Annotated in this window: 17 protein-coding genes and 1 tRNA gene; 11 read left to right on the forward strand and 7 right to left on the reverse strand. The window is 65.3% G+C overall.

Annotated elements, in window-relative coordinates; translation table 11 throughout:
- Window positions 1-43 precede the first annotated feature (43 nt).
- Together KNJ79_RS04815 and infC are read left to right on the forward strand one after the other, a co-directional pair.
- A complete protein-coding gene (locus tag KNJ79_RS04815; protein WP_394357169.1) occupies window positions 44-1174 on the forward strand; it encodes a penicillin-binding protein activator in 1131 nt (376 codons plus the stop codon).
- Window positions 1175-1362: 188 nt separating this feature from the next.
- The gene (gene infC / locus KNJ79_RS04820; protein WP_089215663.1) at window positions 1363-1899 is read left to right on the forward strand and encodes a translation initiation factor IF-3; all 537 of its coding nucleotides are present in this window, start codon (window positions 1363-1365) and stop codon (window positions 1897-1899) included.
- 9 nt (window positions 1900-1908) lie between these two features.
- Here the strand turns inward: infC and KNJ79_RS04825 are convergent, their stop codons facing one another.
- The gene (locus KNJ79_RS04825) at window positions 1909-2604 is read right to left on the reverse strand and encodes an NRDE family protein (RefSeq protein ID WP_317152996.1); all 696 of its coding nucleotides are present in this window, start codon (window positions 2602-2604) and stop codon (window positions 1909-1911) included.
- Between the two features lie 124 nt (window positions 2605-2728).
- Here KNJ79_RS04825 and KNJ79_RS04830 point away from each other — a divergent pair, with 124 nt between their 5' ends.
- Complete coding sequence (locus KNJ79_RS04830) at window positions 2729-3166, forward strand: hypothetical protein (RefSeq protein ID WP_317152997.1); 438 nt, start codon at window positions 2729-2731, stop codon at window positions 3164-3166.
- Window positions 3167-3206: 40 nt separating this feature from the next.
- Here the strand turns inward: KNJ79_RS04830 and KNJ79_RS04835 are convergent, their stop codons facing one another.
- From KNJ79_RS04835 to uvrB, 4 genes are all read right to left on the reverse strand, one after another.
- Entirely contained in the window at window positions 3207-4727 is a 1521-nt protein-coding gene (locus tag KNJ79_RS04835; RefSeq protein ID WP_317152998.1) for a S10 family peptidase, read from the reverse strand.
- 94 nt (window positions 4728-4821) lie between these two features.
- Window positions 4822-5112 (reverse strand): addiction module antidote protein, encoded by a 291-nt coding sequence (locus KNJ79_RS04840; RefSeq protein ID WP_317152999.1) that lies wholly within the window; start codon window positions 5110-5112, stop codon window positions 4822-4824.
- Window positions 5087-5452: a type II toxin-antitoxin system RelE/ParE family toxin gene (locus tag KNJ79_RS04845; RefSeq protein ID WP_317153000.1), complete on the reverse strand. Its 366-nt coding sequence runs from the start codon at window positions 5450-5452 to the stop codon at window positions 5087-5089. The genes KNJ79_RS04840 and KNJ79_RS04845 overlap by 26 nt, the downstream gene beginning before the upstream one ends.
- Before the next feature lie 79 nt (window positions 5453-5531).
- Window positions 5532-7718, reverse strand: coding sequence for an excinuclease ABC subunit UvrB (gene uvrB / locus KNJ79_RS04850; RefSeq protein ID WP_317153001.1), 2187 nt, complete (start codon window positions 7716-7718; stop codon window positions 5532-5534).
- A gap of 52 nt (window positions 7719-7770) precedes the next feature.
- On the opposite strand from uvrB, the gene KNJ79_RS04855 reads away from it, so the two are divergent.
- The 8 genes from KNJ79_RS04855 (at window position 7771) to KNJ79_RS04890 (ending at window position 14987) form a co-directional block, all read left to right on the forward strand.
- Window positions 7771-8331, forward strand: coding sequence for a DUF3617 domain-containing protein (locus tag KNJ79_RS04855; RefSeq protein ID WP_170935496.1), 561 nt, complete (start codon window positions 7771-7773; stop codon window positions 8329-8331).
- A gap of 487 nt (window positions 8332-8818) precedes the next feature.
- Window positions 8819-10552, forward strand: a complete 1734-nt coding sequence (locus KNJ79_RS04860; RefSeq protein ID WP_317153002.1) for a tetratricopeptide repeat protein — start codon at window positions 8819-8821, stop codon at window positions 10550-10552.
- Window positions 10553-10679: 127 nt separating this feature from the next.
- Window positions 10680-10916, forward strand: a complete 237-nt coding sequence (locus KNJ79_RS04865; protein WP_003039428.1) for an acyl carrier protein — start codon at window positions 10680-10682, stop codon at window positions 10914-10916.
- Window positions 10917-11103: 187 nt separating this feature from the next.
- Window positions 11104-12366, forward strand: coding sequence for a beta-ketoacyl-ACP synthase II (gene fabF / locus KNJ79_RS04870; RefSeq protein ID WP_089215654.1), 1263 nt, complete (start codon window positions 11104-11106; stop codon window positions 12364-12366).
- Between the two features lie 4 nt (window positions 12367-12370).
- Entirely contained in the window at window positions 12371-13300 is a 930-nt protein-coding gene (gene mltG / locus KNJ79_RS04875) for an endolytic transglycosylase MltG (RefSeq protein WP_317153003.1), read from the forward strand.
- 99 nt (window positions 13301-13399) lie between these two features.
- Window positions 13400-14170 carry an alpha/beta fold hydrolase gene (locus tag KNJ79_RS04880; RefSeq protein WP_317153004.1) on the forward strand — a complete coding sequence of 257 codons (771 nt, stop codon included), beginning with the start codon at window positions 13400-13402 and terminating at the stop codon, window positions 14168-14170.
- 193 nt (window positions 14171-14363) lie between these two features.
- Window positions 14364-14855, forward strand: coding sequence for a 2'-5' RNA ligase family protein (locus tag KNJ79_RS04885; protein ID WP_317153005.1), 492 nt, complete (start codon window positions 14364-14366; stop codon window positions 14853-14855).
- Window positions 14856-14910: 55 nt separating this feature from the next.
- Window positions 14911-14987 (forward strand) — tRNA-Met (locus KNJ79_RS04890).
- A 58-nt stretch (window positions 14988-15045) separates the two neighbouring features.
- On the opposite strand, the gene KNJ79_RS04895 is transcribed toward KNJ79_RS04890, so the two are convergent.
- Together KNJ79_RS04895 and KNJ79_RS04900 are read right to left on the reverse strand one after the other, a co-directional pair.
- Window positions 15046-15933 (reverse strand): tyrosine-type recombinase/integrase, encoded by an 888-nt coding sequence (locus KNJ79_RS04895; protein ID WP_317153006.1) that lies wholly within the window; start codon window positions 15931-15933, stop codon window positions 15046-15048.
- Window positions 15934-16006: 73 nt separating this feature from the next.
- Window positions 16007-16186 carry a hypothetical protein gene (locus tag KNJ79_RS04900; RefSeq protein ID WP_317153007.1) on the reverse strand — a complete coding sequence of 60 codons (180 nt, stop codon included), beginning with the start codon at window positions 16184-16186 and terminating at the stop codon, window positions 16007-16009.
- Between the last annotated feature and the right edge of the window lie 54 nt (window positions 16187-16240).

Below are 16240 nucleotides of genomic sequence, written 5' to 3' on the forward strand. Positions count from 1 at the left end.
AACTGCGGCAGAGCGCCAAGAGAATGCGCCGCCCAGGCGCCGCATGCTGCGCGGGCTGGCGACGCTGGCGCTCGGCGGGCTGCTCGCGGCGTGTCAGGTCGTGCCGAAAACCGCGGGTCCGCCGCCGCCGCCGCCGAGCGGGGGCGAGACGATCGAGCCCGGCCTGCCGACCGACACCGACCGGCACCGCGTCGCGCTGCTCGTGCCCGAAACGGGGACCAATGCCGATGTCGGCACCGCAATCGCCAATGCGACGACGATGGCGCTGCTCGATACCAAGACCGAGAAATTGCGCATCACCACCTATGATACCGCGCTCGGCGCGGCGGCGGCGGCGCGGCAGGCGGTCGCCGACGGCAACAAGCTGATCCTCGGGCCGCTGCTCAGCGAAGATGTCGCGGCGGTCGCACCGATCGCGCGCGCGGCAAAGGTGCCGGTGCTGAGCTTTTCGAACGACAGCGCGGTCGCGGGCAACGGCGTCTTCATCATGGGCTTCGTCCCCGGCCAGTCGGTCGAGCGCGTCGTCGCCTATGCGCGCAGCAAGGGGCACATGCGTTTCGGCGCGCTGGTCCCCAAGAATGTCTATGGCGACCGATCGGTCGCGGCGTTCCGCGCCGCGGTCAAGCAGGCCGGCGGCACGCTGGTCGCGGTCGAAAGCTATGACCGCAGCGCGACCGCGCTGTCGGGCGCGGCGCGGCGGCTCGCCAATGCGGGCGAGATGGACGCGGTGCTGATCGCCGACGTCGGCGGCAATGCGATCCGCGCGGTGCCGGTGCTGCGCGACGCCGGCGACAAGCAGATCCTCGGCACCGAGCTGTGGAATACCGACGCCTCGCTCGGCACCAGCCCGGCGATGCGCGGGGCCTGGTTCGCCAGCGTCTCGGACGGCCTCTATGGCCAGCTCGCGACCAAATATCGCCAGCGCTATGGCAAGGCGCCCTATCGGCTCGCGAGCCTTGGCTATGATTCGGTGCTGCTGACGGTGCGCATCGCGCGCGACTGGAAGCCGGGGACCAATTTTCCCGTCACCCGGCTGCTCGCGTCGGACGGTTTCGGCGGGATCGACGGCATCTTCCGCTTCGACAATCAGGGCATCGCGATCCGCGCGCTCGAGGTCAGCGAAGTCGGCGCCGGCGGCTTCCGGGTGATCGACCCCGCCCCGACGAAGTGGTAGGCTGAGGGTCGTTCGCCAACCCCCGGGGCGTGGCAAAGCCGCCACAGTCCGGCGAAAAGCGTGGGTGCGTCGACACGGGCGGCCTTTACGGCGGCCGCGCGTTCACTATATGACCACCAGGCGCATCCGCGTGGGGTGCCGTGCGCGCATTTGAAACGATCTGAGGAGATACAGCTATACGCCCGCCCATGACCCGCCGCCCGCTGGCCCCGATGCCACCGAAGAACGGCCCGCGATACAATGAGTTCATCGCCTCGCCCAAGGTCCGCGTGATCGACGAGGAAGGCGAAAATCTGGGCGTAATGCTGACTGCCGAAGCGATCGAACAGGCCGCCGAAGTCGGGCTCGATCTGGTCGAAGTCTCTCCGAACGCCGATCCGCCGGTGTGCAAATTCCTCGACGTCGGCAAATATAAATATGAGGCCCAGAAAAAGGCCAACGCCGCGCGCAAGACCCAGAAGACGCAGGAGATCAAGGAGATCAAGATGCGTCCGAACATCGACGATCACGATTTCGACGTGAAGATGAAGAAGGTCTTTCACTTCCTCGAGGAAGGCGACAAGGTCAAGATGACGATGCGCTTCCGCGGCCGCGAGATGAGCCATACCCAGCTTGGCCTCAACGTGCTCCAACGCGTCGCCGAGATGACCGCCGAAATCGCGAAAATCGAAGCGCACCCGCGCACCGAAGGCCGCCAGATGCTGATGGTGCTCGCGCCGAAGTAAGGTGCAGCGTCAGCCGATACGAATTTGAAGGGCGGTCGTTCCGGCGGGACGGCCGCCCTTTTCGTAGCGCCGCTCGACCATGTGCGCCGTACCCTTGCCGTCGATCGCGATCAGCGTCGACGCGCGCGTGCCATAGACATCACCGCGCAGGAAGAGCGCGGGGTCACCGGTCGCGGTCAGCGTGTCGAGCAGGCCGGCGGGATCGCTTGCTGCCTCGACCACCGCTTCAAGCGCAGCGCGGAGCCGCTCGGCGCGGGGGCAGGGGCGATCGACGGGTTCGTTGGCGATCGCATGGACGCCGGGGGCGAGCGAGGCAATGCGCGGCTTTGGGCGGTTGGTAAGCAGTTTCGCCTCGCCGTCGGCCGCGAACAGGTTGAAGGCGTTGAAACGATCGAGGTCGGCCTCGACCGGCGCGGCGAAGCGTCCGCCGCCGCGCAGCAGGTCGGTGACGAGCGCACCGCGCGACTCCTTCGCCGGATCGGGCATCGCGCCGCGGACGTTGGTGACGACGACGGCGCGCCCGCTCGGCGCATGGAGGCCCATCCAAGTACCGCCCGCCTGCAAGTCGCGGCCTGCGACGATGCCGCTGCCGTCGTCCCACGCGGCGAGCGGCGCGCTCGACCGATCGTGGAATTCGTCGCGGTTGCCGACGAGGATCAAGGGCCAGTCCCGATGGACCCGCCAGGCGAGGGCGACGACGCACATGCGCGCGCTATCGCCGCTGGGCGCGCGATTGCCAAGGGGGCGATGCTGTCATGCCGAAATAATACAGTTTCCCGTGCCCGCAAATGATGGTAGATTGCGCGCGTTCAATGGGGAGGGGTTCGCCATGAATACGACTGTCAAAACGCCGTGGCATCTGTGGGTGGTCGGCGGGCTTTCGCTGCTGTGGAACGCGATCGGCGCGTTCGATTATACGATGACCAAACTCGGCAATGCCGAATATCTGTCCGCTTTCACGCCTGAGCAGATCGCCTATTTTCAAAGCTTTCCGCTCTGGGCCAACACCGGCTGGGCGCTCGGCGTGTGGGGGTCGGTGCTCGGCTCGCTGCTGCTGCTCGCGCGCAGCCGTCACGCGGTCACCGCCTTCGCGGTGTCGCTGCTCGGCCTCGCGATCAGCAGCGTCTATCAGTTCGGCCTGCACTGGGGCGAGCTGATGCACATGTTCGGGGCCTTTCCGATGATCTTTACCGCGATCATCTGGATCGTCGCGATTGCGCTGTTCCTTTACGCGCGGCGCCAGGCAGCGAGCGGGGTCTTGCGCTGACGAAAGGCGGCACGCGCCGTTAACGGCGCGCCCGCCTGTCCTATCGCGCGCGGATGAAGGCGCGGATGTCGGCCGATAATTTGTGCCGGTCCTCGTCGCGGATATACATCATGTGTCCCGCGTCATAATATTCATACTCGATCCGGTCCTGCGGGATGCCGGTGCGCGACAGCGCATATTCGGCGGCGAAAAAGGGCGTCGCGAAATCATAATAGCCCTGCGCGACGAGCACGCGCAGCCCCGAATTTTCGCGCAGCGCCTGGCCGATATAGGGCGCGACGTTCAGATAGGCGTTGGTGTCGCGGCCGCCGAGGCGCCAGTCCCACTGGCTGCCGATGGAGCCGATCGACTGATATTCGCGATCCGTCTTGAATCCCAGCGTGTCGCGCGCCCAGCTGTTGATCGCGGCGGTATAGCCCGCGTCGATGCCATAGAAGCTCGGGTCGTTGTCGGGCGTTTCGCCGGCATTGTCATAGTCCTTGCCGGTATAGCGGCTGTCGAGACGCCCGATCGTCAGCCCGCGATCGCGCAGCAATTCCTTGTAGAAGCGGCCGGGCGTCACGCGCAGGTCGGCGCTTTCGAGATAGGTTTCCGAAAGACCGGTGAAGCGCGCCAGCTCGCGGCGGATCTGCGCGCGCTCCTCGCCCTGCAATTTCTGGCCCTTGAGCAGCGCCGAGGCATAGGGGCCGATCGCCCATTGCCGCGCTTCTTCGGCAAAGGCCTCGGGCGAGGCGGCGGTCGCCTTGCCGTGATAGAGCGCGGTCACCGCCATCGACGGCAGGTTGGTGATGTATGAAAGCTCGTTGCCCGGCGTGTCGGCGCCCGCGGCGAAATCGAGCACGGTCGAGATCAGGATGATGCCGTTGAGGGCGACGTCATTATATGTCTCGTTCATCAACTGGTTCGCGACCGCGGCCGACCGCGTCGTGCCATAGCTTTCGCCGCCGAGATATTTGGGGCTGTTCCAGCGGCCGTTGTCGTTCAGCCAACGGCGGATCACCTCGGCGACGAGCTTCGCATCCTGCGTCACGCCGTAGTAGTCCTTGGGGTCGGCCTTGCCGATCAGATGCGAAAAGCCGGTGCCCGGCGGGTCGATGAAGACGATGTCGGTGACGTCGAGCAGCGCATCGGGATTATCGACGATCGGATAGGGCGGGGCGCCGTCGTCGGTGCCGTTGCCGGGAATCGCGACCCGCTTCGGCCCGAACGCACCCATCATCAGCCAGACGGTGCCCGATCCCGGGCCGCCGTTGAAGAGGAAGGTCACCGGACGATTGGGGTCGCGCGGTTCCTTGACATAGGAGGTGGTGACGACCGCCACCTCGGGCACGCCCTCCTTGTTCTTGATGATCGTCTCGCCGATCGTCGCGGCATAGGCGATGCGCTGGCCGCCGAAGGTGCCGCTGAGTTTGGTGGTTTGGATTTGGGGTTCGTAATCGGCGGCGGGCTTTTCGGCCTTTGCCTTTGCAGCACCGGCGTCGTCGGGCTTGTCCTGCGCGTGAAGCGCGGCGGGCGCGGCGAAGGCAAGCGCCAAGGCGATGAACGAAAGACCCGATTTCATTGATATTTCTCCCCGTTTGCGGCGCGACCCTATGCAGCGCGCGCGGGGGCGGCAAGGTTACTTGTCGGTTACAGATGGGGTTTCGTCGAAGGTATCAGGCGGCTTTGGGTTGCACCGTGAGCTGCAGGCCGAGCGCGTCGAGAACCGTCGTTAGCGTCTGAAGGGTCGGATTGCCGTTTTCGGAAAGCGCATTGTAGAGCGCCTGCCGCCCGAGTCCGGTCTGGCGCGCAATCTCCGTCATGCCCTTCGAGCGGGCCACGGCGCCCAGTGCTCGGGCAATATGCTTCGCGTCGTTCCCTTCCATCGCCGCTTCCAGATAATAGCGAATATCCTCGGCGGTTTCGAGATAGTCGGCCGCGTCAAAGGGAAGTGTCTTCAATGCCATCTTCTATTTCCTTTGCCAGCGTTTTGGCTCGCGCAATGTCGCGTACCTGGCTGTCCTTGTCACCGCCCAGCAGTAGCAAAATCAGTTTGTCGCCTTTCCACATGTAATAGAGTCGATATCCGGGGCCGAAAGCAAATCGCAGTTCGAATACGCCGCCGCCAACAGATTTCGCGTCTCCTACATGGCCGAACGCCAGACGATCCAAACGATCGACGATCCGCGAACGTGCCAAACGGTCCCGCAAGGTCCGCAGCCATTTGTCGAATTGCGGCGTTCGCTGGAATTGAATGGCCTGTCTTTCATAAAGGACAGGTAGCGGATTGTCAATTGGCTCTTCCATGAGGAACTCCTGATAGCAGCGAGTTCGTCATGGTAATCACCCCCTCGAGGGAGAAGGGTCCGTTTCGGTGGCTATTCCCCTACCGCCTCCACTTGGTCTTGCTCTGCTTCCCGAACCGGCCCTTCCTCGTCCCCGGCTTCCCCTCGTTCGAGCGCCCCACTCTGGGCGCCACCTGCTCGTCCGGCGGCAGGCCCAGCTCATCCGCCTCCAGCTTGCGGATTTCGTCGCGCAGCCGCCCGGCTTCCTCGAATTCCAGGTCCGCTGCGGCGTCGCGCATCTTCTTTTCGAGCTCCTGGATATAGGCGCGCAGGTTGTGGCCGACCATGTGCGCGGGCTTATCCTCGCCGATGTCGATGACGACGCCATCCTTTGATGCGACATGCGCGATGATGTCGCCGATGTTGCGCTTGATCGTCTGCGGCGTGATGCCATGCTCTTCGTTATACGCCTGCTGCTTTTCGCGGCGGCGGTCGGTTTCGCGCAGCGCGCGCTCCATGCTGCCGGTGATGCGGTCGGCGTAGAGGATGACGCGGCCGTCGACGTTGCGCGCGGCGCGGCCGATCGTCTGGACGAGGCTGGTTTCGCTGCGCAGGAATCCTTCCTTGTCGGCGTCGAGGATCGCGACCAGACCGCATTCGGGAATGTCGAGGCCTTCGCGCAGCAGGTTGATGCCCACAAGCACGTCGAACACGCCGAGGCGGAGGTCGCGGATGATCTCGATGCGCTCCAATGTCTCTACGTCCGAGTGCATGTAGCGGACCTTGAGCCCAGCTTCGTGGAGGAATTCGGTGAGGTCCTCGGCCATGCGCTTGGTGAGCGTGGTGACGAGCGTGCGGTAGCCCGCCGCGGCGGTCTTTTTCGCCTCGGCTATGAGGTCGTCGACCTGCTCCTCGACCGGCTTGATCTCGACCGGCGGGTCGATGAGGCCGGTGGGGCGGATCACCTGTTCGGCGAAGACGCCCTGCGTGCGGTCCATCTCCCACGTCCCCGGCGTCGCCGAGACGCTGACCGTCTGCGGACGCATCAAATCCCATTCGGAAAAGCGCAGCGGACGATTGTCGATGCAGCTCGGCAGGCGGAAGCCATATTCGGCGAGGGTGATCTTGCGGCGATGGTCGCCCTTCGACATCGCGCCGATCTGCGGGATCGTCTGGTGGCTTTCGTCGACGAAGAGCAGCGCGTTGTCGGGGAGATATTCGAACAGGGTCGGCGGCGGCTCGCCGGGGAGGCGGCCGGTCAGGAAGCGGCTGTAATTCTCGATCCCCGCGCAGCTTCCGGTCGCGGCGATCATTTCGAGGTCGAAATTGGTGCGCTGTTCGAGCCGTTGCGCCTCGAGCAACCGCCCCTCGGCCTCGAGTTCCTTGAGCCGCTCGGCGAGTTCATGGCGGATCGCCTCGGTCGCCTGTTTCAGCGTCGGGCCGGGGGTCACATAGTGGCTGTTCGCATAGATGCGGATCGAATTGAGATTGGCGATCTTCTTGCCGGTCAGCGGATCGAACTCGGTGATCTCCTCGATCTCGTCGCCGAAGAAGCTGACGCGCCACGCCATATCCTCATAGTGCGAGGGGAAGATTTCGAGGCTGTCGCCGCGCACGCGGAAATTGCCGCGCGCGAACGCCTGGTCGTTGCGCTTGTACTGGAGCGCGACGAGCTTGCGGATGATCTCGCGATTGTCGGCGACCTGGCCTTTCTTGAGGTCGAAGATCATCGCGGAGTAAGTCTCGACCGAGCCGATGCCATAGAGGCACGACACCGAGGCGACGATGATGACGTCGTCGCGTTCGAGCAGCGCGCGCGTCGCCGAATGGCGCATCCGGTCGATCGCCTCGTTTACGCTCGACTCCTTCTCGATATAGGTGTCCGACCGCGGCACATAGGCCTCGGGCTGATAATAGTCGTAATAGCTGACGAAATATTCGACCGCATTGTTCGGAAAGAAGCTCTTGAACTCGCCATAGAGCTGCGCCGCGAGGATCTTGTTCGGCGCGAGGATCAGCGCCGGGCGCTGCAATTCCTCGATCACCTTGGCCATGGTGAAGGTCTTGCCCGAGCCGGTGACGCCGAGCAGCACCTGATCGCGCTCGCCCGCGCGCGCGGTGTCGACCAGTTCGCGGATCGCGGCCGGCTGGTCGCCCGCGGGCTGATAGTCGCTGACCAGCTCGAAGGCCTTGCCGCCCTCGACCTTGTCGGGACGCGCGGGGCGGTGGGGGACATAATCCTCCGCCGTTTCGATTTCGTCGAGCGACGTGCGAATCTGAATTGCCATTGCGATCAATATGGGGAGGATGAAGGGCTTCGGCAATGACGGGAGACCGACGATGAGCAAGCCTGTGATCGCGGCAGCGATATCGATTCTGGTGCTGGCGGCGTGTGGAAAATCGGACGAAGGCGTATCGGCGAAGAACGCATCGGTCGACGAGGTTCAGGAAAAGGTCGCGGCCGCTGCAAGGTCGGGCGAATTCATGGCGCCCGGCCAGTGGAAGGGGGCGATGAAGGTCACCAACCTGTCCTTTCCCGAAGAGGAGAAATTGCCCGCGGCGATGCGCGACCAGATGAAGGCGCAGATGGCAAAAGGGCATAGTTTCGAAAATTGCCTGACCCCCGAGGAAGCGCGTGATCCGCGCAAGAATCTGGCCGAGAATCAGGGTGGCCAATGCACCTATGATCATTTCGAGATGGCGAATGGCGTTATCGACGCAAAGATGACGTGCAACGCCGGCGGTGCGAAACGCGTGATGACGATGAACGGCACCTATAGCCGCGACAGCTATGACATGAAGATGTCGGCTCGCGGCGACGGGGCCGGCCCCGCCGCGATGTCGATGGATATGGAAATGTCGGCGCGGCGGGTCGGCGAATGCAAGGCCGGCGAAAGCTGATCGCGCGGGCTGCCCGAACGGGCGCCGGGAATGAGAGGGGAGGCAGGGGCAGGAGCGGACTTGCCGGCCGGCAGGTAGGTGGGGCTACGTTGCCGACCGGCGAAGTCTCAGTGTATGGAACCGGCAAGTCCGGCGAAGGACGCCAGGGACCAGCTCGCATCCTTCGACCCACCGGTTCCAATTCGTCCACCTGAGAAAAATCTCAGACCAGACCGCGGCGCTGTGGGGGGCGTCGCGACGATGCAAATCTGGCAGAGGAGTGCTCGTCGGAGCAGTTACAAGGGGTCACGTATCGGCGTGTAGCCGGATGTTTGGATTATATTAACTTTTTTTGCTGGTTTTTTGGGAAGAGTTTGCCGGAACAAATGGCGGGAAAGCGCGTTTCCGGTCGCTTGTTACCGTTACATGAGGGCGACAATGGCTGGTAGGGGACGAAGATTGTCGTATCTACCGCGCTCGGCAACGCGGGGGGCGCTATAGGGTGGAAATGGACCGCACCAAGGCTAATGACATTGATGCCGCCGCCGACGCCGAGCGGATCATTGGCGAGGAGCTCGAACGGCTCCTCGTATCGCCGCTTTTCGTGCGCTCGCCGGTCCTGTCGCGGCTGCTCCAGTTTCTGGCCGAACATCAGCTTCGCGGCGGCCGCGGCGTGCCCAAGGCCTATGCGATTGCGACCGAGGCGCTGGGTCGCAGCGCCGATTTCGATCCCGCGGTCGACAGCTATCCGCGCGTCATGGTCGGCCGGCTGCGCAGCCTGCTCGATCGCTATTATGCCGACACCGCGTGGGTCCATCGTCTGCGCGTTCCACAGGGTAGTTACGAACTGGTCGTCCAGCACCGGGCCTCACCGCCCGCGCGTGTCGCGGCTGAGGAAGATGACGTAACAGCGGCGGCGCCTGTTGCCGATCCGGCCACCGGCGCCGGCGTGACGTCAAGGCAGCGCCGGCGCTGGCGGGCATGGGGTATTGCGGCGGCGGCCGCGCTGCTTGCCGCCCTCGCTGCCTGGTGGTGGTTCGACGGCCGCGAAGACCTGCGCGGTCCCGAACCTCTGCCGATCCTCGAGGTCAGCGCACCCTCGGCGGGCGACACACCGATATCGCGCGCGATCGCGCGGGCGCTCGACGGCAAGTTGCGCGACGGATTGCGCCGTTTCGATCTCGTCGACCTGCTGAGCGCGCGGCGGCCCGGCACCGGCGTCTCGGCGCGCGGCGCCGACTACCGGCTCGATTCGTCGATCGTACGGACCTCTGAGGGTCCCGTCGACGTCACCCTCGTGCTCAATCGCGTTTCCGACCAGCGCGCGATCTGGTCGACGCAGCTTCGCGTCACCGACGACCAGATCCCCGAATTCGGCACGCTGGCCCCCGCGATCGCGCAGATTGCCGGCGATTACGGGATCATCGTCCGCGATCAGGTGCAGCGCGAGCCCGAAAATTTTGCACCCGGCTACCCCTGTCTCGCGCAGTTCAACCGCATGCGGCAGATGCGGAGCATGACCAATGCGCGGCAGGTCGAAGCGTGTCTGCGCGCCTCGATCGAGGACAAACCGCGCGACGCGGCGCTTCTCGGCGCGCTGTCGTGGCTGCGCTTCGGCGACTGGCAGCCGCGGCGCGAGACCCCGGAAGGCAAGGCGGCGTTCGCCGAAGCGCGACGGCTGGCGAGGGCCGCCTATGAAAATGCCCCGAACAGCACGGTCGGGCTGTTCGCGATGGCGCGCGCCCATTTCTATGCCGGCGACTGCCAGTCGGGCGTGGCGATGGGCGATGCGGCGCGCCTGCTCAATCCCTATGACGCCGACATCGCGGGCTTTCTGGGGCTGTTCAAGGCGGCATGCGGCGATGCGGCCGCCGCGCTGCCGCTGCTCAAGCGGTCGGTCGAACTCGACCCGAGCTATGCCGGGGTTCCCGCGGTCACGCTCGCCTTCATGCTCGCGCAAAGCGGCGACGCCGACGGGGCGCTCGCGCTGCTCGACCGGATGCCGGCGCCGAGCAATCTCGAGCCGCAATATCTGATGGTTCGCGCGATCGTCTTCGCGCGCAAGGGCGATATGGCGCAAGCGCGGCGGCTCTGGCGGCAGTTGCTCGATTACACCCGCAAACCCGTGGGCACGCCGCCCGAAGAGGTGCTGCGCCAGTTCATGATCACCCCGGCGGTGATCGCCCGCGCGGCGGAGGTGCTCCGGGCTTCCGGCGTGGTGTCCGCGGAGCCCCCCGATTGACCGGCTTTCATCTTCGAAGGCGACGGCGGGGCAGCGCCCGGATCGCGCCAGCCCTCTTGCCAGCCCCGCCGCTGGGCTCTAGGGCAAATCCCAACATTCACGACATAGCCAGAAAAAGGAACTGTGCATGAGCGATTCGGCTGAAAAGGTTAAAAAGATCGTCGTCGAACATCTGGGTGTCGAAGCCGACAAGGTCACCGAAGAAGCGAGCTTCATCGACGATCTGGGCGCCGACAGCCTCGATATCGTCGAACTGGTGATGGCGTTCGAGGAAGAATTCGGCGTCGAAATCCCCGACGATGCGGCGGAAAAGATCGCGACCGTCAAGGATGCGATCGACTATATCGAAGCGAACAAGGGCTAAGGCTGCCCGGTCCGGCGCGGCCGGACGCGGCGGCGACGCTGCCCACGCGTTTCCGGCTTCCCGGTCCAGGGCGTTTCGGCGCTGCGGCCGGGAAGCTTTTTTTATGCGCCGGTGTTTTGAAGGCTGCGCGCCGACGGCTATATGAAACGCGTCCCCGCGGGACCGGGGACCGACGAAAGGAACGACTATGCGCCGCGTTGTGGTGACGGGTTTGGGATTGGTGACGCCGCTGGGCGGAGACGTCGAAACCAGCTGGGCCAATCTGCTTGCCGGAAAATCGGGCGCGGGAACCATCACCCGCTTCGACGCGTCGGACCAGAAATGCACGATCGCGTGCGAGGTGAAGCCCGCCGACCATGACTATGGTTTCGACCCGAACAAGCGCGTCGATCATAAGGTGCAGCGCCAGGTCGATCCTTTCATCATCTATGGCATCGACGCCGCGGGCCAGGCGATCGAGGACGCCGGGCTGACCGAGATGAGCGAAGAGGACCGGCTGCGTACCGGCTGCTCGATCGGCTCGGGGATCGGCGGGCTGCCGGGGATCGAGAGCGAAAGCCTGCTGCTCGCCGAAAAGGGGCCGGGGCGCGTCAGCCCGCACTTCGTCCACGGCCGCCTCATCAACCTCATCTCGGGGCAGGTCAGCATCAAATATGGCCTGATGGGCCCGAACCATGCGGTCGTCACCGCCTGTTCGACCGGCGCGCATTCGATCGGCGATGCGGCGCGGATGATCAAGGACGGCGACGCCGACATCATGCTCGCGGGCGGGTCCGAATCGACGATCTGCCCGATCGGCATCGCGGGCTTCGCGCAGGCGCGCGCGCTCAACATGAGCAGCAACGACGCCCCCGAAAAGGCGAGCCGTCCCTATGACAAGGACCGCGACGGTTTCGTGATGGGCGAGGGCGCGGGCGTCGTCGTGCTCGAGGAATATGAACATGCCAAGGCGCGCGGCGCCAAAATCTATGCCGAGGTCGTCGGCTATGGCCTGTCGGGCGACGCCTATCACGTCACCGCGCCGCACCCCGAAGGTTTCGGCGCCTATCGTTCGATGGAGATGGCGCTGAAAAAGGCGGGCATGACCCCCGCCGACATCGACTATATCAACGCCCACGGCACCTCGACCATGGCCGACACGATCGAGCTCGGCGCGGTCAAGCGGCTGTTCGGCGATGCGATCGGCACCGTGTCGATGAGCTCGACCAAATCGGCGATCGGCCACCTGCTCGGCGGCGCCGGCGCGGTCGAGACGATCTTCTGCATCCTCGCGATCCGCGACCAGATCGTTCCGCCGACGCTCAATCTCGACAACCCCGACGAAGGCACCGAAGGCGTCGACCTGGTCCCGCACAAGGCGAAGGCGCGCCCCGTCAAGGCCGCGCTCAACAACAGCTTCGGTTTCGGCGGCACCAATGCGAGCCTGATCGTCAAGGCGGTCGAAGCCTGACGCGATGCGCTGGCTGCTTGCAGCCTTGCTCGCCATGGCGCTGACCGCCTGTTCGGGCGGCGCGCCGCGCGACACGGTGGTCGTCATCCCGCCGGGCGCGAGCATCGCAAAGGCGGGCGAGATATTGGAGGAGGCGGGGGCGACCTCGGCCTCGGCCTTCGTCAACCACGCGCGCTTCTTCGGCGGCGACGCGCCCATCAAGCCCGGCGAATATGAAGTGAAAAAGGGGATGAGCGCGGGCGACATCCTCGCGCTGATGCAGGCGGGCAGGACCGTCCAGCGCTTCGTCACCATTCCCGAAGGCATGCCCTCGATCATGGTGTGGGAACGGCTGATGGCCGAGAAGCGGCTGACCGGAAAAATCGCGGTCCCGGCCGAGGGCAGCGTGCTGCCCGACACCTATGCCTATACGCGCGGCGAGACGCGCGCCGCGGTGCTCAAGCGGATGCAGGCGGCGATGGACAAGGCCTTTGCGGAATTGTGGGCGAAACGCAGCCCGCGCACCGCGGCGAAGACCCGCAACGAGGCGCTGACGCTCGCCTCGATCGTCGAGAAGGAGACCGCGGTGCCCGCCGAGCGCCGCGCGGTCGCGGGGGTCTATACCAACCGGCTTGCGGTCGGGATGCGGCTGCAGGCCGATCCGACGATCATCTATCCGATCACCAGGGGCAAGCCGCTCGGCCGCCGCATCAAGCGGTCGGAGATCGAGGCGGTGAACGACTACAACACCTACAGCATGGCAGGGCTCCCCAAGGGGCCGATCGCCAATCCGGGCAAGGCGTCGATCGCCGCGGTGCTCGACCCCGCACCGAACGACTACCTCTATTTCGTGGCGAAAGGCGACGGCGGTCACGTCTTCGCGCGCACCCTCGCCGAGCACAGTGCGAATGTGCAGAAATGGTATGAGATCCGGCGGGCGCGGGGAGAGATGTAGAAAAACGTCGCCCCAGCGGAAGCTGGGGCCGCTGGAAGCCCTGCGCTGCGCCGATCGCGGCCCCAGCTTTCGCTGGGGCGACGGAAGATGGGAGGGAGCATGACCACCGCGAAGCTGTTCCTCCACGGCGTTCCCGACAGCCCGGCGATCTGGGGGCCCTTGATCGGCACGCTCGACCTTGGCGACACGCCCGTCGCGGTGCCCGCGCTGCCCGGCTTCACCGGTCCGCTGCCCGCGGGCTTTGCGGCGACCAAGGAGGCCTATGCCGACTGGGCGGCGGGCGAGGCCGAGGCGCTCGCTGTGGCGCACGGTCCGATCGACATCGTCGGCCACGACTGGGGCGCGCTGATCGCGCAGCGCGCCGCGACGTTGCGCCCCGACCTCATCCGCAGCTGGGCGGTGTCGAACGCCGTGATCGATCCCGACTATCGCGGCCATCGCATCGCGCGCATCTGGAACACGCCGCTGCTCGGCGAGATATTCATGGCGCTGAGCCGGCCCGCCGCGCTCGCCAGGGGGCTCGCCGAGCAGGGTATGCCCGCCGCGATCGCTGCCGAAGAAGCCCGCCAATGGGCGAACAAGGACAAGCGCCGCGCGATCCTGAGGCTCTATCGCTCGGCGCACGGGCTCGATTTTTCGCGCGACTGGGCGCGCGACCTCGACCGCTTGCCGCGTCGCGGCGCGCTGATCTGGGGCGCCGACGATCCCTATGTCGACCGGTCCGTCGCCAGTCGTTTTGCCGCGGCGCGGGGCTTTCCGCTCACGATGATCGAGGACGCGGGGCATTGGGCGATCGCCGAGCGTCCCCTTACGGTCGCGGCGTCGCTACGCGCCTTTTGGGACGGACTCGATAGGGAGGCGCGCGATTGAACGGCTCAATCGATTATTGTGAGCCAATTTATCGATTGGCTTTCGGCGCCGCGAACGACCATCTGCGCCCTCGTTCCCGACAATCGGGGCCGGCACCCCGCCGCCCCTGCGCGAGAACCTCGAAATAGCCGGCGCGGCCATCCCCCCTCCCGACCGCGCCGCTGGCGCCGCGCCCATCGTCGTCACTGGAACGATGGGTGCGGCGGACCAGCGCCATTTCGACGCATTGCGCGCCGCGCATTTTCCGCCCGAACGTAACTATCTCGCCGCGCATATCACGCTCTTTCATCAGCTGCCGCCGTCTGCGCGCGCCGAGCTCGAGCGGCTGATCCACACGATCGCCGCCGACACGCCGCCGCCGCGCGCGATGCTGCGCGAGGTCTATTCGCTCGGCCGCGGCGTCGCCTTTCGCATCGAGAGCCCCGACCTGCTCGCCATCCGCGCGCGCATCGCCGAGCGCTTTGCCGGGATGCTACCGGCGCAGGATCGCGGCACGCCGCGGCTCCACATCACGGTGCAGAACAAGGTGACGCCCGAGGCGGCGCGCGCGCTGCTCGCCGAGCTGGCCAAAGATTTCCGCCCGCGGCCGCTCGCCATCGCGGGACTCGCGGCGCATTTCTATCGCGGCGGCCCATGGGAGTTCGCCTTCGCGCGGAATTTTCGCGGACCGCACGCACGATATTGACCGCCGCCGCCGCCATGCCTATAGGCGCTGCTCGCCCGCAGCGGCGGCCTTTCGGGGCGGAGTAGCTCAGCTGGTTAGAGCAGCGGAATCATAATCCGCGTGTCGGGGGTTCAAGTCCCTCCTCCGCTACCAAAAACTCCTTGAAAATGCTTGACTTTTTTCGAGCCTCCGAGACGGGGCTGGAAAAGTTTTACACCGATTTTACAGCTGCCAGCCTCTCGACGAGCGATACAATCACTCTTTGTTCGTCGACATACCGAGCTCGAATTGCCCCGATCCGCTGCGCTGTCCAACCGATGATCCGGGCGATTTCCTCGTCCGTCAGCCCCATCGTGGCGAGCCATGTGACGTAGGTCCCGCGCAGATCGTGAATGGTCCTATCGAACCCCTCAGGCTTGTGCTTTTGGAACACGCTGCCGAGACCGCTCTCGGTCCAAGGCTTGCCTCTGCTGTTGCGAAGGATCGTGCCGGTCCGCCATTCACGGCGATCGAGCAGCCGACGCAGCGTGGAAGTGATAGGGATGACGGCGCGCCCCTTGCGCTTCTTCGTCACGATGACGATCGATTTGTCGTGGACGTGTGACCAGTCCAGACGGACGAGGTCACCGAGTCGCAGGCCGGTGAAGGCGGCGATCTTCAGCGCATCACGAAGCTGAGCCGGCGCGCCGACCATGGCGCGGATATGGCGTCGCTCCCAGATCTCGTCCGATTTATCGGCGCTGTGGAGCAGGGGGATATTGTGCGCGACGTTGATTCTCAGACGGCCGCGCTGGAGCCCCCATTCAAGGAGCGTGCCCAGCATCACCGTGAGCTTGTCCGCAGTGCGTGGCTTGTCGCGCCACTCATCTCGCCAAGCGATGATGTCGCCGCGCATGCGCCGGTCTTCGAATGCGCCGAGCCGAGCGCGGCCAAATTTCTCATCGATGCGGTCGAGTGTTCGGCGATAGTCTCGCTGGGTGCTGTCGGAGAGCCGCTGGAATTCCGGGCTCTTCTTATAGTCAGCGATCAGACCCTTCAGTCCGTAAGTGGGGGTGACCCGAAGCTCGGCAGCGCGGTCGAGAAGCGCCCGTGTGATCACCGGGCGTGGTCCTTTCTCACTATAGATTTGAGGGCCGCCCCGCCATGCGTATATGTACCAGCGCGCCCCGGCCTTAACGACGTGGAGACCGTGATTCACTGTGTTTCCAGTCGTCATAATCGCTGCCTGATTGCGCCTTCGGGCGACGGAATGTGATTCCATCCGCGCGAATGTCAACCTCGTCGTACTCGACGCCGGCCTTTACGGCAGCGGTGATCACCCGCTTGATCTCGGCACTCGACAGCAGTTTCACGTCAGCAACCCTCCAGGGGCAGATACCCGGACGCGACCAGCGCGCCGCGGCAGC

The sequence above is a fragment of the Sphingopyxis indica genome, from assembly GCF_032879645.1.
In the GTDB taxonomy this organism is placed as follows: Bacteria; Pseudomonadota; Alphaproteobacteria; order Sphingomonadales; family Sphingomonadaceae; genus Sphingopyxis; species Sphingopyxis indica.

Bases quoted from the DNA above. Each gene is read 5' to 3' on its own strand.
- KNJ79_RS04815 (WP_394357169.1), top strand. From the start codon at position 44: ATGCTGCGCGGGCTGGCGACGCTGGCGCTCGGCGGGCTGCTCGCGGCG.
- infC (WP_089215663.1), top strand. From the start codon at position 1,363: ATGACCCGCCGCCCGCTGGCCCCGATGCCACCGAAGAACGGCCCGCGA.
- KNJ79_RS04825 (WP_317152996.1), bottom strand. From the start codon at position 2,604: ATGTGCGTCGTCGCCCTCGCCTGGCGGGTCCATCGGGACTGGCCCTTG.
- KNJ79_RS04830 (WP_317152997.1), top strand. From the start codon at position 2,729: ATGAATACGACTGTCAAAACGCCGTGGCATCTGTGGGTGGTCGGCGGG.
- KNJ79_RS04835 (WP_317152998.1), bottom strand. From the start codon at position 4,727: ATGAAATCGGGTCTTTCGTTCATCGCCTTGGCGCTTGCCTTCGCCGCG.
- KNJ79_RS04840 (WP_317152999.1), bottom strand. From the start codon at position 5,112: ATGGCATTGAAGACACTTCCCTTTGACGCGGCCGACTATCTCGAAACC.
- KNJ79_RS04845 (WP_317153000.1), bottom strand. From the start codon at position 5,452: ATGGAAGAGCCAATTGACAATCCGCTACCTGTCCTTTATGAAAGACAG.
- uvrB (WP_317153001.1), bottom strand. From the start codon at position 7,718: ATGGCAATTCAGATTCGCACGTCGCTCGACGAAATCGAAACGGCGGAG.
- KNJ79_RS04855 (WP_170935496.1), top strand. From the start codon at position 7,771: ATGAGCAAGCCTGTGATCGCGGCAGCGATATCGATTCTGGTGCTGGCG.
- KNJ79_RS04860 (WP_317153002.1), top strand. From the start codon at position 8,819: ATGGACCGCACCAAGGCTAATGACATTGATGCCGCCGCCGACGCCGAG.
- KNJ79_RS04865 (WP_003039428.1), top strand. From the start codon at position 10,680: ATGAGCGATTCGGCTGAAAAGGTTAAAAAGATCGTCGTCGAACATCTG.
- fabF (WP_089215654.1), top strand. From the start codon at position 11,104: ATGCGCCGCGTTGTGGTGACGGGTTTGGGATTGGTGACGCCGCTGGGC.
- mltG (WP_317153003.1), top strand. From the start codon at position 12,371: ATGCGCTGGCTGCTTGCAGCCTTGCTCGCCATGGCGCTGACCGCCTGT.
- KNJ79_RS04880 (WP_317153004.1), top strand. From the start codon at position 13,400: ATGACCACCGCGAAGCTGTTCCTCCACGGCGTTCCCGACAGCCCGGCG.
- KNJ79_RS04885 (WP_317153005.1), top strand. From the start codon at position 14,364: ATGGGTGCGGCGGACCAGCGCCATTTCGACGCATTGCGCGCCGCGCAT.